This is a genomic window from Enterobacter sp. 120016 (assembly GCF_018383635.1).
In the GTDB taxonomy this organism is placed as follows: domain Bacteria; phylum Pseudomonadota; class Gammaproteobacteria; order Enterobacterales; family Enterobacteriaceae; genus Enterobacter; species Enterobacter asburiae_D.
In genome coordinates this window covers 1-14,228 of the sequence record NZ_JAHAWC010000026.1, presented here as the reverse complement: position 1 = coordinate 14,228, position 14,228 = coordinate 1, and the positions used below count along the sequence as shown (strand labels likewise).

Genomic DNA, 14,228 nt, shown 5'->3' with positions numbered 1-14,228 from the left:
CAGGTGTAGTTTTCAGGGAGATATAACGAATAGGGGAGGACAAAAACCACAATGTCGCGAAGGAGCGGAGTGTAGCAGCTTTTGTGACGTGGCGCATAAAATATCCCTCAGCATTCCCTCGACGTGAGCGTGAATCAGGCATAATCTTAATCAATCGATTGATTAATTCTTAATGCCGCCATGAATACGACACCCACAACAACCAAAGGTGAACAGGCCAAAAATCAGCTTATCGCCGCCGCGCTGGCGCAGTTTGGTGAGTACGGGCTGCATGCGACCACGCGCGATATTGCCGCGCTGGCCGGGCAGAACATTGCGGCTATTACCTACTATTTTGGCTCAAAAGAGGATTTATACCTCGCCTGCGCCGAGTGGATCGCCGATTTTATCGGCACGCAGTTTCACCCGCACGTTGAGGAAGCCACCGCGCTGCTCGACCAGCCGTCGCCCGATCGCGCCGCCGTTCGCCAGCTTATTCTCAACGCCTGCCACGATATGATCCGCCTGCTGACGCACGACGATACGCTCAACCTGAGCAAATTTATCTCCCGGGAGCAGCTCTCCCCGACCGTCGCCTACCAACGGGTACACGATCGGGTAATTGAGCCAATGCACTCGCACCTGACCCGGCTGATTGCCGCCTATACCGGTCGGGATGCCGGTGATACCGAGACGGTTTTGCATACCCACGCCCTGCTGGGTGAAATCCTTGCCTTCCGTCTGGGCAGGGAAACCATCCTTTTACGCACCGGCTGGACACAATTTGATGAGGATAAAGCCGCGCAGATTTGCAAGGTGATCGCCTGTCACGTCGATCTGATCCTGCAAGGCTTAACGCAAAGGAGCCTGAAGTCATGAAAAAACCTGTCGCCATCATTCTGGTGGTTGTTGTTTTGCTTGCCGCCGGAGTCGGTGGATGGCTGTGGTATCAGAGCCATCAGGATAAAGGCCTGACGCTGTACGGTAACGTGGATATTCGCACGGTGAACATGAGCTTCCGCGTGGGCGGACGTCTCGCCTCGCTGAACGTGGACGAAGGCGATGCCATTAAAAGCGGGCAGACGCTGGGGATGCTGGATAAAGCGCCCTATGAGAATGCGCTGCTGCAGGCCAAAGCAGGCGTGTCCGTCGCTCAGGCGCAGTATGACCTGATGCTGGCAGGCTATCGCGACGAAGAGATCGCCCAGGCCGCCGCCGCCGTTAAGCAGGCGCAGGCCGCCTATGACTACGCGCAGAACTTCTACGCGCGCCAGCAGGGGCTGTGGAAAAGCCGCACCATTTCCGCCAACGATCTGGAAAATGCGCGCTCGTCCCGCGACCAGGCGCAGGCCACGCTGAAGTCCGCGCAGGATAAATTAAGCCAGTACCACACCGGTAACCGCCCGCAGGATATCGCCCAGGCGAAAGCCAGCCTTGAACAGGCGCAGGCGCAGCTGGCTCAGGCTGAGCTGGATCTGCACGACACCACCTTAGTCGCGCCGTCTGACGGCACGCTGATGACCCGCGCCGTGGAGCCGGGCAGCATGCTCAGCGCGGGCAGCACCGTCTTAACGCTCTCCCTGACCCGCCCGGTGTGGGTGCGCGCCTACGTTGACGAGCCGAATCTCGGCCAGATGCAGCCGGGCCGCGAGCTGCTGCTCTATACCGACGGTCGTCCGGACAAGCCGTATCACGGCAAAGTGGGCTTTGTCTCCCCTACCGCCGAGTTCACGCCGAAAACGGTTGAAACGCCGGACCTGCGAACCGACCTGGTGTATCGCCTGCGCATCATCGTCACCGATGCGGACGACGCGCTGCGTCAGGGCATGCCCGTCACCGTAAAAGTAGACAGCGGGGAACGACATGAATGACGCGGTTATTCAGCTCAACAATCTGGTCAAACGCTTCGCGGGAATGGACAAACCGGCCGTCGCGCCGCTGAACTGCACCATCCAGAAAGGCTATGTGACCGGGCTGGTCGGCCCGGACGGCGCGGGGAAAACCACGCTGATGCGGATGCTGGCGGGGTTGCTCAAGCCGGATGAAGGCTCAGCCAGCGTGCTCGGTCTTGACCCGATAAAAGACGACGGCGCGCTCCACGCCATGCTCGGCTATATGCCGCAGAAGTTTGGCCTGTACGAAGACCTGACGGTGATGGAAAACCTGAACCTGTACGCCGATCTGCGCAGCGTCACCGGCGAAACCCGACAGAAAACCTTCGCGCGCCTGCTGGAGTTTACCTCCCTCGGCCCGTTCACCGACCGGCTGGCGGGCAAGCTCTCCGGCGGGATGAAGCAGAAGCTGGGGCTGGCCTGCACGCTGGTCGGCGAGCCGAAAGTGCTGCTGCTGGATGAGCCCGGCGTCGGCGTTGACCCCATTTCGCGCCGTGAACTGTGGCAGATGGTGCACGAGCTGGCGGGCGACGGCATGCTGATCCTCTGGAGCACCTCCTACCTCGACGAAGCGGAACAGTGCCGGGACGTGCTGCTGATGAACGAAGGCGAACTGCTTTATCAGGGCGAGCCGACGACGCTGACGCAGAGCATGGCCGGACGCAGCTTCCTGCTGCACAGCCCGCAGGAGTCCAACCGCAGGCTGCTGCAGCGGGTGCTCAGGCTGCCGCAGGTCAGCGACGGGATGATCCAGGGCCGCTCGGTGCGCATTATCCTCAAAAAAGAGGCCACCGCCGACGACGTTCGCCAGGCGCAAGGGATGCCTGAGATCGAGATAGAAGAGACCGCACCGCGCTTTGAGGACGCGTTTATCGACCTGCTGGGCGGCGCGGGTACGTCAGAGTCGCCGCTTGCCGCCATTCTGCATACGGTGGAAGGCACGCCGGGCGAAACGGTGATCGAAGCGAAATCGCTCACCAAAAAGTTCGGGGATTTCGCCGCCACCGATAACGTCAATTTCGCGGTTAAACGCGGCGAGATTTTTGGCCTGCTCGGGCCGAACGGCGCGGGAAAATCGACCACCTTCAAGATGATGTGCGGCCTGCTGGTGCCGACGTCCGGCAAGGCGCTGGTGCTGGATATGGACCTGAAGGTCAGCTCCGGCAAGGCGCGCCAGCATCTGGGCTATATGGCGCAGAAGTTTTCGCTGTATGGCAACCTGACGGTCGAGCAGAATCTGCGCTTTTTCTCCGGCGTGTACGGCCTGCGCGGGCGCGCGCAGAACGAGAAAATCCGCCGCATGAGCGACGCCTTCGCGTTAACTAACATTGCCTCCCACGCCACCGACGAGCTGCCGCTCGGCTTTAAGCAGCGGCTGGCGCTGGCCTGCTCGCTGATGCACGAGCCGGACATTCTGTTTCTGGATGAACCGACCTCGGGCGTTGATCCCATTACCCGCCGCGAGTTCTGGCTGCATATCAACAGCATGGTGGAAAAAGGGGTGACCGTGATGGTGACCACCCACTTCATGGACGAGGCGGAGTACTGCGACCGCATCGGGCTGGTGTATCGCGGCAAGCTGATTGCCCACGGTACCCCGGACGACCTGAAAAACCAGGCCGCCGACGATGAGGTCCCGGACCCGACTATGGAGCAGGCGTTTATCACCCTCATCCACGACTGGGATAAGGAGAATGCCCATGCGCAGTAATGCCCTTTCCTGGCGCAGGGTGCGCGCGCTGTGCATCAAAGAGACGCGGCAGATCGTGCGTGACCCCAGCAGCTGGCTGATTGCGGTGGTGATCCCCCTGCTGCTGCTGTTTATCTTTGGCTACGGCATTAACCTGGACTCCAGCAAGCTCCGGGTCGGGATTTTGCTGGAGCAGCAGAGCGAAGAGGCGCTGGACTTCACTCACGCCATGACCGGCTCGCCCTACATCGACGCCACCATCAGCGACAGCCGGCAGGAGTTGGTCCAGAAAATGCAGGCCGGGAAAATTCGCGGTCTGATCGTCATTCCGGTGGATTTCGCCGCCAATATGGCGCGGGCGAATACCGAGGCGCCAATCCAGGTGATCACCGACGGCAGCGAGCCGAACACCGCCAACTTCGTGCAGGGCTACGCGGAGGGGATCTGGCAGCTCTGGCAGATGCAGCGCGCGGAAGACCGGGGCGAGACGTTTGAACCGCTGATCGACGTGCAAACGCGGTACTGGTTTAACCCTGCCGCCATCAGCCAGCACTTTATTATCCCGGGCGCGGTGACGATTATCATGACGGTAATCGGTGCGATACTGACCTCGCTGGTCATCGCCCGCGAGTGGGAGCGCGGCACCATGGAGGCGCTGCTCTCTACCGAAGTGACGCGCGTCGAGCTGCTGCTGTGCAAGCTCATCCCCTACTATTTCCTCGGCATGCTGGCGATGCTGCTCTGCATGCTGGTGTCAGTCTTTATCCTCGGCGTGCCGTATCGCGGCTCGCTGGTCGTGCTGTTTTTTATCACCAGCCTGTTTTTACTCAGCACGCTGGGCATGGGTCTGCTCATCTCCACCATCACCCGCAACCAGTTTAACGCCGCGCAGGTGGCGCTGAACGCCGCTTTTCTGCCGTCGATTATGCTGTCCGGGTTTATCTTCCAGATAGACAGTATGCCTGCGGTGATCCGCGCCGTGACCTACATCATCCCGGCGCGCTACTTCGTGAGCACCCTGCAAAGCCTGTTCCTGGCGGGGAATATTCCGGTGGTGCTGATTATCAACACCCTGTTTTTGATGGCGTCGGCGGTGATGTTTATCGGGTTGACGTGGATGAAAACCAAACGGCGGTTAGATTAAGGAGCGCGCATGTTTCACCGTTTATGGACACTGATCCGCAAAGAGCTGCAATCCCTGCTGCGCGAGCCGCAAACCCGCGCCATTCTGGTCTTGCCGGTGCTGATCCAGGTTTTACTGTTCCCGTTTGCCGCCACCCTTGAGGTGACCAACGCCACCATCGCCATTTACAACGAAGACAACGGCAAACATTCCGTCGAGCTGACGCAGCGCTTTGCCCGTGCGAAAGCCTTTACCCACATCCTGCTGCTGAAAAGCCCGCAGGAGATCCAGCCCACCATCGACACGCAAAAAGCGCTGCTGCTGGTGCGGTTCCCGGCGGATTTCTCCCGCAATCTGGATACCTTCCAGACCGCACCGATGCAGCTGATCCTCGACGGACGCAACTCCAACAGCGCCCAGATAGCGGCCAACTACTTGCAGCAGGTGGTGAAGGATTACCAGCAGGAGCTGATGGAGGGCAAACCGAAGCCCAACAACAGCGAGCTGGTGGTACGCAACTGGTACAACCCGAACCTGGACTATAAGTGGTTCGTGGTGCCGTCGCTGATCGCCATGATCACCACCATCGGGGTGATGATCGTGACCTCCCTGTCCGTCGCCCGCGAGCGCGAACAGGGCACGCTGGATCAGCTGCTGGTCTCCCCGCTCGCCACCTGGCAGATTTTCGTCGGCAAAGCGGTGCCGGCGCTGATTGTCGCGACGTTCCAGGCCACCATCGTGCTGGGAGTCGGTATTTGGGCCTACCAGATCCCGTTCGCCGGTTCGCTGGCGCTGTTTTACTTCACGATGGTGATTTACGGGCTGTCGCTGGTGGGGTTTGGACTGCTGATCTCGGCGCTCTGCTCGACGCAGCAGCAGGCGTTTATCGGGGTATTCGTCTTTATGATGCCCGCGATTTTGCTCTCGGGCTATGTTTCTCCCGTCGAGAACATGCCGGTATGGCTACAGGATCTGACGTGGGTAAATCCGATTCGGCACTTTACGGACATCACCAAGCAAATCTATCTGAAGGATGCGAGTCTGGATATTGTCTGGGGAAGTTTGTGGCCGCTGCTGGTCATCGCGGCCACGACGGGCTCAGTGGCGTACGCGATGTTTAGACGCAACATTGCGTAGCTTTTTCTCTTTGGTCAGCAACGAGACGACCGCAGGCCCTGCGAGGATTGCCAGACCCGCCAGGGCCAGCAGCAGGTTGTTTTGCAGCACGCGCGACAGCAGCCAAAGCACAATCATCGCTGCACCAAAATACCAGGTGGTGGTGAGCTCTTCGAGCACATCACCCACCTCGCGCCAGCGCGCTTCATGGTGGCGCTGTAAGAACAGCATCGACAGCACGGTGACGCCATAAAGGACGCATAGCCCCAGGCCAACACGCACCAGCGTGCCGCTCATCCAGCCCATCACCAGTACGGCCACGACCAGTAAATGCAACATTATCTGCCAGCAACTCAGGCCAGTTGCGACACGAACACGTTGTTGCCACTTCATGGCTTCTCTCCTGAAGGATTTTTCTCTGCTTAATCAGACTACCGCACTTTACGGAAAATTCCGTAACGCCGCATCTTTTTGTGACGCCGACTACACTTTATTTTCATTGGGATAGTCACTCAGGAAGGAGCTTATGACTCAAAAAATGCAGCATTTCTCGCTTAAGGTGCTGACGATAAACATTCATAAGGGCTTCACAGCATTTAATCGCCGCTTCATTTTACCGGAGCTGCGCGACGCGGTTCGCACCGTCAGCGCGGATATTGTCTGCCTGCAGGAGGTGATGGGCGCACACGAAGTGCATCCGCTCCACTTTGAGAACTGGCCCGACACGCCGCACTATGAATTTCTGGCCGACACCATGTGGAGTGATTACGCCTACGGCCGCAACGCGGTCTACCCGGAAGGGCATCACGGGAACGCGGTGCTGTCCCGCTACCCCATTGAACATTACGAAAACCGCGACGTTTCCGTCGGGGAAAGCGAAAAACGCGGCCTGCTTTACTGCCGCATTACCCCGCCCGACCTCGAGCGACCTGTGCATGTCGGCTGTGTTCATCTGGGCCTTCGCGAAGCCCATCGTCAGGCGCAGCTGAAAATGCTGGCCGAATGGGCCAACGCGCTTCCCGAAGGTGAACCGGTGGTCGTGGCCGGCGATTTCAACGACTGGCGACAGCGGGCAAACCATCCGTTGAAGGTGGATGCCGGACTGGAGGAGATTTTTACTCGCGCCAACGGCAGGCCTGCGCGCACCTTCCCGGTCCGTTTCCCGCTGCTTCGGCTTGACCGCATCTACGTGAAAAATGCCCACGCCAGCAGCCCGACCGCCCTGGCGCTCCTTAACTGGCGACATCTTTCCGACCATGCCCCGCTGAGCGCGGAGATCCACCTATGAAATGTTCCTGGCAGGAAGGCAATCGGATCACGCTGCTGGTCAACGGAGACGAGTACTACCCGGCCGTGTTTAAGGCGATTGATAACGCTCAGCAGAAGGTGATCCTCGAAACCTTTATCTGGTTCGAAGATGACGTCGGCAAGCAGTTGCACAGCGTGCTGCTGCGCGCCGCACAGCGCGGCGTCACAATTGAAGTGCTGCTTGATGGCTATGGCTCGCCGGATCTCAGCGATACGTTTGTCAATGAGTTGACCTCTGCGGGCGTGGTGTTCCGCTACTACGATCCCGGCCCTCGCCTGTTCGGCATGCGTACCAATCTTTTCCGCCGGATGCACCGCAAAATTGTGGTGGTGGACGAGACGGTGGCGTTTGTCGGCGGCATTAACTACTCCGCTGAGCATATGTCCGACTACGGCCCGGAGGCAAAGCAGGACTACGCCATTCGCATTGAAGGCCCTGTGGTGCAGGACATTTTGCTCTTTGAGCTGGAGAACCTGCCGGGTAAAGAGGCCGTTCGCCGCTGGTGGAGACGCCGCCATCGCCCGGAAGAGAACCGGAAGCCCGGCGAAGCGCAGGTCCTTTTCGTCTGGCGGGATAACGGCGAGCACCGGGACGACATTGAACGTCATTATCTCAAGATGCTCGCCAACGCGAAGCGCGAAGTGATTATTGCTAACGCCTACTTTTTCCCGGGCTATCGTCTGCTGCATGCCATGCGCAATGCGGCCCGGCGCGGGGTACGCGTGAAGCTGATTGTGCAGGGCGAGCCGGATATGCCGATAGTCAAAGTCGGCGCGCGGCTGCTGTATAACTATCTGGTGAAGGGCGGCGTACAGATCTACGAATATCGCCGCCGACCGCTGCACGGCAAAGTGGCGCTGATGGACGATCACTGGGCAACCGTAGGCTCCAGCAATCTCGATCCGCTGAGCTTATCGCTCAACCTTGAAGCCAACCTGATCATTCACGATCGCCAGTTTAACCAGACTCTGCGGGATAACCTGCAGGCGTTGATCGTTAACGACAGCGTGCGCGTGGACGAATCCATGGTCCCCAAACGTACCTGGTGGAACCTGGGCATCAGCGTGGTGGTGTTCCACTTTCTGCGCCATTTCCCGGCCATGGTCGGCTGGCTGCCGGCGCATACGCCTAAGCTTGCGCAGGTGGACCCGCCGGTACAACCGGAAATGGAAACCCAGGACCGTATTGAAGCGGAAGACGGAGGCAAACCCTGATGTCGAAATCGCATCCGCGCTGGCGGCTGGCAAAAAAGATCCTGACCTGGCTGTTTTTTATTGCGGTCGCGGTTCTGCTGGTGGTCTACGCGCAGAAAGTTGACTGGGAAGAGGTGTGGAAAGTCATCCGCAACTATAACCGGATGGTGCTGCTGGGCGCTGTGGGGCTGGTTATCGTGAGCTACCTGATGTACGGCTGCTATGACCTGCTCGGCCGAGCTTACTGCGGCCACAAGCTGGCCAAACGTCAGGTTATGCTGGTGTCGTTTATCTGCTACGCCTTTAACCTGACGCTGAGCACCTGGGTCGGCGGCATTGGCATGCGCTATCGCCTTTATTCGCGCCTCGGCCTGCCGGGCGGGACCATCACGCGCATTTTCTCGTTAAGCATCACCACCAACTGGCTGGGCTATATTCTGCTCGGCGGGGTGATCTTCACCATCGGCGTGGTGCAGCTGCCCGCGCACTGGTATATCGACGAGGCCACGCTGCGCATACTGGGCATCGTACTGCTGCTGATCATCGCCGTTTATCTGTGGGCCTGCGCGTTTGCCAGGCGCCGTCACATGACCATTAAGGGGCAAAAGCTGGTGCTGCCCTCGTGGAAGTTTGCGGTGCTGCAGATGGCCGTCTCCAGCGCCAACTGGATGGCGATGGGGGCCATTATCTGGCTGCTGATTGGCGAGGACGTGAACTACTTCTTCGTGCTGGGCGTGCTGCTGGTGAGCAGCATTGCGGGCGTGATTGTGCATATTCCGGCGGGGATCGGCGTGCTGGAAGCGGTATTTATTGCCCTGCTGGCCGGGGAGCATGTCTCTCAGGGCACGATTATCGCGGCCCTGCTGGCATACCGCATGCTGTATTACTTCCTGCCGCTGGCGCTGGCAACGGTCTGTTATCTGGTGCTGGAGAGTCGGGCGAAGAAGCTGAGAGCGAAGAACGAAAAGGTAATGGCGAAATAAAAGAAAAACGGCAACCTTGTTGCCGTTTTTAGTGTTTGTTCCCTCTCCCGTGGGAGAGGGTCAGGGTGAGGGCACCAGACCGCACCCCACCCGGCAAAACAACCTTAACGACGGTTGCCGAAAATCCTCAGCAGCATCAGGAACAGGTTGATGAAGTCCAGATACAGCGTCAGCGCGCCCAGGATCGCGTATTTGCGCAGGTTTGAGCTGTCGCGTACGTCAATCTGCTCGCCGATGTTTTTTAGCTTCTGGGTGTCATACGCCGTCAACCCAACGAAGATCACCACCCCGATGTAGGTCACGGCCCACATCAGCGCGTCGCTCTTCAGCCACAGGTTCACCAGCGACGCCAGCACAATCCCAATCAGCCCCATAAACAGCATGCTGCCTAAACCGCTCAGATCGCGCTTCGTGGTGTAACCGTAGAGACTCATCGCGCCGAACATCCCGCCGGTCACCACAAAGGTGCTGGCGATGGAGGAGTAGGTGTAGACGATGAAAATACTGGAAAGCGTCAGCCCCGTTAGCGCCGAATAGAGCATAAACAGCGTGGTCGCCATTCCGGCACTCAGCTTTTGCACCAGACCCGAAAGCACAAACACCAGCGCCAGCTGCGCGATAATCAGCCCAAAGAAGGTGATTTTGCTGGAGAAGATAAACATCATCAGTTCAGGCGTGTTCGCCGCATACCACGCGATAAACGCGGTAAGCAGCAGGCCAACCGTCATCCAGCCGTACACCTGAGCCATATACGTCTGCAGGCCGCTACGGGTCTGCTGTACTATTGAATCGGAACGCGGAAATCGGTCCATGATTCACTCCTGATTAAGATTAAGTAGACACACACGTTAAGATTAACACATCCACGTAAACCGACTACCAACGGCTGGCGGCTTGTTTATCGCTGTCGCGAGATTCCACCCAGCGGTCGCCTTCCGGCGTGGCTTCGCGCTTCCAGAACGGCGCTTTGGTTTTGAGGTAATCCATAATGAACTCCCCTGCCGCAAACGCGCTGCTGCGGTGTGCGCTGGTCACCCCGACGAAGACAATCTCCTCGCCGGGCCACATCTCGCCGATGCGGTGAATCACCGTGACGCGGCCAAGCGGCCAGCGACCCCGCGCCTCGTCGACAATCTCCGCCAGCGATTTCTCGGTCATCCCCGGATAGTGCTCCAGCGTCAGCGCCTTCACGCTGTCGCCGAGGTTGTGATTGCGCACCTTGCCGGTGAAAGTGACGACCGCGCCGTCTTCATCGCGTTCCGCCAGCCAGCTGTATTCGGTCCCCACGTTAAAACGCTCGGGGCTCACCAGAATTCGGGTTTCAGCCATCTTAGCCCCCCGTTACCGGCGGGAAGAAGGCCACTTCATCCCCTGCGTTCAGCGGATGGGTGAACTCCACCAGCGTCTGGTTAACGGCGGCCAGCAGCTTGCCTTCGTCCAGCGCCAGCGCCCAGCGGTCGCTTTGTGCCGCCAGATGCGCGCGCAGGGCAGCGACGTTTTCAAAGGACGCATCCAGCGTCAGGCTGTCGGTATTCACCAGCTCGCGCACCTGGGCAAAAAAGAGCACCTTAATCATGGCTGTCCACCTTAAAATCACCGGATTTGCCGCCGCTTTTTGCCAGCAGGCGAACCGGGCCAATCACCATATCTTTCTGCACCGCTTTGCACATGTCATAAATGGTTAGCGCGGCAACTGAGGCCGCCGTCAGCGCTTCCATCTCTACGCCGGTTTTCCCGGTTAAGCGGCAGAGTGACTCAATGCGCACGCGGCTCTGCTCCGGCTGCGCCTGCAGGTTCACTTCCACCTTGCTCAGCATCAGCGGATGGCACAGCGGAATGAGATCCCAGGTGCGCTTGGCGGCCTGAATCCCCGCGATGCGCGCGGTGGCAAAGACGTCGCCCTTATGGTGGCTGCCGTCGATAATCATCGCCAGTGTCTCCGGCAGCATAGTGACGAACGCTTCCGCGCGCGCCTCGCGCACCGTTTCGGCTTTGGCGGAAACATCCACCATATGCGCTTCACCGGCGGCGTTAATGTGGGTCAGTTGTGACATAGCTTATTTCTTTAAATGGGGATGGAAATTACACGGACGGGTACGGGCATCCAGCTGCGGGGCGATGATGTTTTCCCATGCGGTGCGGCAGGCTTTGGTCGAACCCGGCATGGCGAAAATCAGGGTTTTGTTAGCCACCCCGGCAACGGCGCGCGACTGAAGCGTGGAGGTACCAATCTCTTCAAAGGAGAGCATGCGGAACACTTCGCCGAAGCCTTCCACCTCGCGGTCAAACAGCGGGATAAGCGCTTCGGGGGCCTGATCGCCTGCGGTAAAGCCGGTGCCGCCAGTAATCAGCACCACCTGCACCTCATCGCTGGCAATCCACTGCGAAACCTGAGCGCGAATGGCGTAGCGGTTCTCCTTCACGATCGCTTTATCGACGATGTGATGCCCCGCGTCATGGGCCGCCTCGCGCAGCCAGTGGCCGGAGGTATCATCCTCTTCGCCGCGGCGGTCGGAAACGGTAAGGATAGCAATGCGTGTCGGGATAAATTCTGCGCTTACCTGACTCATATTCTGATTCCTTCTTAAGCCTGATTACCCGCCGATGTAGGACAGGTTCTGAGTAATGCCGGTATTGCCCTGATGCAGGAAGTGGGTCTGTTTTTTATGCGTCAGCGCTTCAGAAATACGTGCTTCAAGCGCGTCCTGCTGCGCATCGTCTTCAAGCAGATCGCGAAGGTCTACGCCGCCGTCGCCAAACAGGCAAAGATGGAGCTTGCCAACGGAGGAGACGCGCAGGCGGTTGCAGCTGGCGCAGAAGTCTTTCTCATAGGGCATGATAAGCCCAATCTCACCTTCGTAATCCGGGTGGCAGAAGACCTGCGCCGGACCGTCGCTGCGCTGGCGGATCTGGTGGATCCAGCCGCGTCTCAGCAGCGCGTCGCGCAGCACCATGCCGGAGATGTGATGGCGACGGAACAGCTCGCTGCCCTCGCCGGTTTCCATCAGCTCGATAAAACGCAGCTGTATAGGGCGGGATTTGATCCACGCCAGGAAGGTGTCCAGCTGATGATGATTCACATCACGCATCAGCACCGTGTTGACTTTTACCTTCTCGAACCCGGCCGCAAATGCCGCGTCGATACCGTCCATGACCTGCTGAAATTTATCCTGGCCGGTAATGGCGTGGAACTGACGGGCGTCCAGGCTATCGACGCTGACGTTGATCGCCGTCAGCCCCGCATCGCGCCAGTTCGCCACGTCACGCGCCATGCGGTAACCGTTGGTGGTCACGGCAATCTGGCGGATACGTTCGTTTTCACGCACGGCGGCGATGATGTCGGGAAAATCACGGCGCAGAGAGGGTTCACCGCCGGTCAGACGCACTTTTTCGGTGCCGAGCTCAGAGAAGGCGCGCGTGACGCGGCGCACTTCATCCACGGAGAGAAAGCCGTTATTGGTGACGCTGCCCGGTTTGTAGCCATCGGGCAGGCAGTAGGTGCAACGGAAGTTGCACACATCGGTAATCGACAGACGTAAGTAATAAAACTTACGCGCGAAAGCATCAGTAAGTTGTGAAGCCATGTACACCTTTCCAGATCGGGAGGCACAGTCATTTCTTTCTGTACCCTGGTGGCAAATTCGCCACGGCCAGAGCGCCATATCTTTCGACACAGGCACAAGGGCTAGAGTGTATGTTTTCAATTTTGAAAACGTGGTTAGGGCGATAGTAGCGCGGAAATTCTGACGACGCCATTATCGCTCCTCGCTATATAATCATCTATATAGCGAATCGTTCCTGCATTTTCGCTACAGAATACCTAAAAACCGTATTTTCACATTGATATACGTCATTTTGCATCGGGTGAGGCATCGTCTTTTAGGGGTAGTTAGGTTACTGTTACGCGATCGAACGTGATAAGGAATACGTATGCGCAATCGCACTTTTGCGGATCTTGACCGAGTGGTCGCTCTTGGCGGAGGACACGGCTTAGGCCGGGTTATGTCCTCTTTGTCGTCACTCGGCTCAAGGCTGACAGGGATAGTGACCACCACCGATAACGGCGGCTCGACCGGGCGCATTCGTCGTGCCGAAGGCGGTATTGCCTGGGGAGACATGCGCAACTGCCTGAACCAGTTAATTACCGAGCCAAGCGTCGCGTCGGCGATGTTTGAGTACCGTTTTGGCGGTAATGGCGAACTTTCCGGGCATAACCTCGGAAATCTGATGTTAAAGGCGCTTGATCACCTGAGCGTACGGCCTCTGGAAGCCATCAACTTAATCCGCAATCTGCTCAAGGTGGATGCATTCCTGATCCCTATGTCCGAACAACCGGTTGACTTGATGGCAATCGACGCCGAAGGGCATGAAGTTTACGGCGAGGTGAATATCGACCAGCTCATCCTGCCGCCAACGGAGTTAATGACCTATCCGAGCGTACCCGCCACGCGAGAAGCGGTGGAGGCCATCGGGGAAGCGGATCTTATCCTGATCGGCCCAGGCAGTTTTTACACCAGCCTGATGCCCATTCTGCTGGTGAAAGAGCTGGCGCAGGCGCTGCGCCGCACCCCTGCCCCGATGGTCTACATCGGTAACCTGGGACGTGAACTGAGCCCGGCGGCGGCGAGCCTGTCGCTGGCAGACAAGCTTGAATTAATGGAGCATTACGTCGGTAAGAAAATCATTGACGGCGTAGTCGTGGGCCCAAAAGTGGATGTATCAGGGATTGGCAATCGTCTGGTGGTGCAGGAGCCGCTGGAGGCCAGCGATATCAAGTATCGCCATGACCGTCACCTGCTGCGCGAGGCGCTGGAGAAGGCGATTCAGGCGCTGGGTTAGGTTCGTTTTGTGCGGCCTGATGCCCTCACCCCGGCCCTCTCCCACTGTACAGTCCGGGGACATGGTAGACAGGTGTTCGGGGACATGGTGAACACTTTTTAACA

Annotated in this window: 16 protein-coding genes and 1 riboswitch; of the genes, 9 read left to right on the top strand and 7 right to left on the bottom strand. The window is 58.5% G+C overall.

What is annotated here, in order from left to right; genetic code table 11:
• Positions 1–180: 180 nt before the first annotated feature.
• Genes cecR through KIF87_RS22000 form a run of 5 tightly spaced genes read left to right on the top strand, consistent with a single transcriptional unit; the run spans position 181 to position 5,821 of the window.
• Positions 181–858 carry a transcriptional regulator CecR gene (gene cecR, locus KIF87_RS22020; RefSeq protein WP_213330693.1) on the top strand — a complete coding sequence of 226 codons (678 nt, stop codon included), beginning with the start codon at positions 181–183 and terminating at the stop codon, positions 856–858.
• The gene (gene hlyD / locus KIF87_RS22015) at positions 855–1,850 is read left to right on the top strand and encodes a secretion protein HlyD (RefSeq protein ID WP_213330691.1); all 996 of its coding nucleotides are present in this window, start codon (positions 855–857) and stop codon (positions 1,848–1,850) included. The genes cecR and hlyD overlap by 4 nt, the downstream gene beginning before the upstream one ends.
• On the top strand, positions 1,843–3,582 hold the full coding sequence (locus KIF87_RS22010; RefSeq protein ID WP_159513694.1) for an ATP-binding cassette domain-containing protein: 1,740 nt from the start codon (positions 1,843–1,845) through the stop codon (positions 3,580–3,582). Before hlyD ends, KIF87_RS22010 begins: the two co-directional genes overlap by 8 nt.
• Positions 3,572–4,705, top strand: a complete 1,134-nt coding sequence (locus KIF87_RS22005; protein WP_213330688.1) for an ABC transporter permease — start codon at positions 3,572–3,574, stop codon at positions 4,703–4,705. Before KIF87_RS22010 ends, KIF87_RS22005 begins: the two co-directional genes overlap by 11 nt.
• 9 nt (positions 4,706–4,714) lie before the next feature.
• Positions 4,715–5,821, top strand: coding sequence for an ABC transporter permease (locus KIF87_RS22000; RefSeq protein ID WP_023310860.1), 1,107 nt, complete (start codon positions 4,715–4,717; stop codon positions 5,819–5,821).
• Here KIF87_RS22000 and KIF87_RS21995 read toward each other — a convergent pair.
• Complete coding sequence (locus tag KIF87_RS21995; RefSeq protein WP_014883088.1) at positions 5,783–6,193, bottom strand: YbhQ family protein; 411 nt, start codon at positions 6,191–6,193, stop codon at positions 5,783–5,785. The two genes, KIF87_RS22000 and KIF87_RS21995, sit on opposite strands and share 39 nt — an antisense overlap.
• Positions 6,194–6,326: 133 nt before the next feature.
• On the opposite strand from KIF87_RS21995, the gene KIF87_RS21990 reads away from it, so the two are divergent.
• From KIF87_RS21990 to KIF87_RS21980, 3 genes are read left to right on the top strand one after another with little or no spacing between them, the layout of a single operon-like run.
• Positions 6,327–7,088 carry an endonuclease/exonuclease/phosphatase family protein gene (locus KIF87_RS21990; RefSeq protein WP_023334979.1) on the top strand — a complete coding sequence of 254 codons (762 nt, stop codon included), beginning with the start codon at positions 6,327–6,329 and terminating at the stop codon, positions 7,086–7,088.
• Positions 7,085–8,323, top strand: coding sequence for a cardiolipin synthase ClsB (gene clsB, locus KIF87_RS21985; RefSeq protein WP_213330686.1), 1,239 nt, complete (start codon positions 7,085–7,087; stop codon positions 8,321–8,323). The genes KIF87_RS21990 and clsB overlap by 4 nt, the downstream gene beginning before the upstream one ends.
• A complete protein-coding gene (locus tag KIF87_RS21980) occupies positions 8,323–9,285 on the top strand; it encodes a lysylphosphatidylglycerol synthase domain-containing protein (protein WP_063442025.1) in 963 nt (320 codons plus the stop codon). The genes clsB and KIF87_RS21980 overlap by 1 nt, the downstream gene beginning before the upstream one ends.
• Positions 9,286–9,389: 104 nt before the next feature.
• Here the strand turns inward: KIF87_RS21980 and KIF87_RS21975 are convergent, their stop codons facing one another.
• The 6 genes from KIF87_RS21975 to moaA all read right to left on the bottom strand — a co-directional run bounded on the left by KIF87_RS21975 (position 9,390) and on the right by moaA (position 12,869).
• Complete coding sequence (locus tag KIF87_RS21975) at positions 9,390–10,097, bottom strand: Bax inhibitor-1/YccA family protein (protein ID WP_148242788.1); 708 nt, start codon at positions 10,095–10,097, stop codon at positions 9,390–9,392.
• A gap of 64 nt (positions 10,098–10,161) precedes the next feature.
• Positions 10,162–10,614 (bottom strand): molybdopterin synthase catalytic subunit MoaE, encoded by a 453-nt coding sequence (gene moaE, locus KIF87_RS21970; protein ID WP_029742165.1) that lies wholly within the window; start codon positions 10,612–10,614, stop codon positions 10,162–10,164.
• A 1-nt stretch (position 10,615) separates the two neighbouring features.
• A complete protein-coding gene (gene moaD / locus KIF87_RS21965; RefSeq protein WP_023310854.1) occupies positions 10,616–10,861 on the bottom strand; it encodes a molybdopterin synthase sulfur carrier subunit in 246 nt (81 codons plus the stop codon).
• Positions 10,854–11,339, bottom strand: a complete 486-nt coding sequence (moaC, locus tag KIF87_RS21960) for a cyclic pyranopterin monophosphate synthase MoaC (RefSeq protein ID WP_023292962.1) — start codon at positions 11,337–11,339, stop codon at positions 10,854–10,856. Before moaC ends, moaD begins: the two co-directional genes overlap by 8 nt.
• Positions 11,340–11,342: 3 nt before the next feature.
• Positions 11,343–11,855 (bottom strand): molybdenum cofactor biosynthesis protein B, encoded by a 513-nt coding sequence (gene moaB / locus KIF87_RS21955; protein ID WP_024908761.1) that lies wholly within the window; start codon positions 11,853–11,855, stop codon positions 11,343–11,345.
• 24 nt (positions 11,856–11,879) lie between these two features.
• Complete coding sequence (gene moaA, locus KIF87_RS21950) at positions 11,880–12,869, bottom strand: GTP 3',8-cyclase MoaA (protein ID WP_059346371.1); 990 nt, start codon at positions 12,867–12,869, stop codon at positions 11,880–11,882.
• Positions 12,857–12,990: riboswitch (molybdenum cofactor riboswitch) on the bottom strand. (Overlaps the previous gene by 13 nt.)
• Positions 12,991–13,215: 225 nt before the next feature.
• Between moaA and yvcK the strand changes: the two genes are divergently transcribed.
• Positions 13,216–14,124, top strand: a complete 909-nt coding sequence (gene yvcK, locus KIF87_RS21945) for a uridine diphosphate-N-acetylglucosamine-binding protein YvcK (RefSeq protein WP_039261383.1) — start codon at positions 13,216–13,218, stop codon at positions 14,122–14,124.
• Positions 14,125–14,228 lie beyond the last annotated feature (104 nt).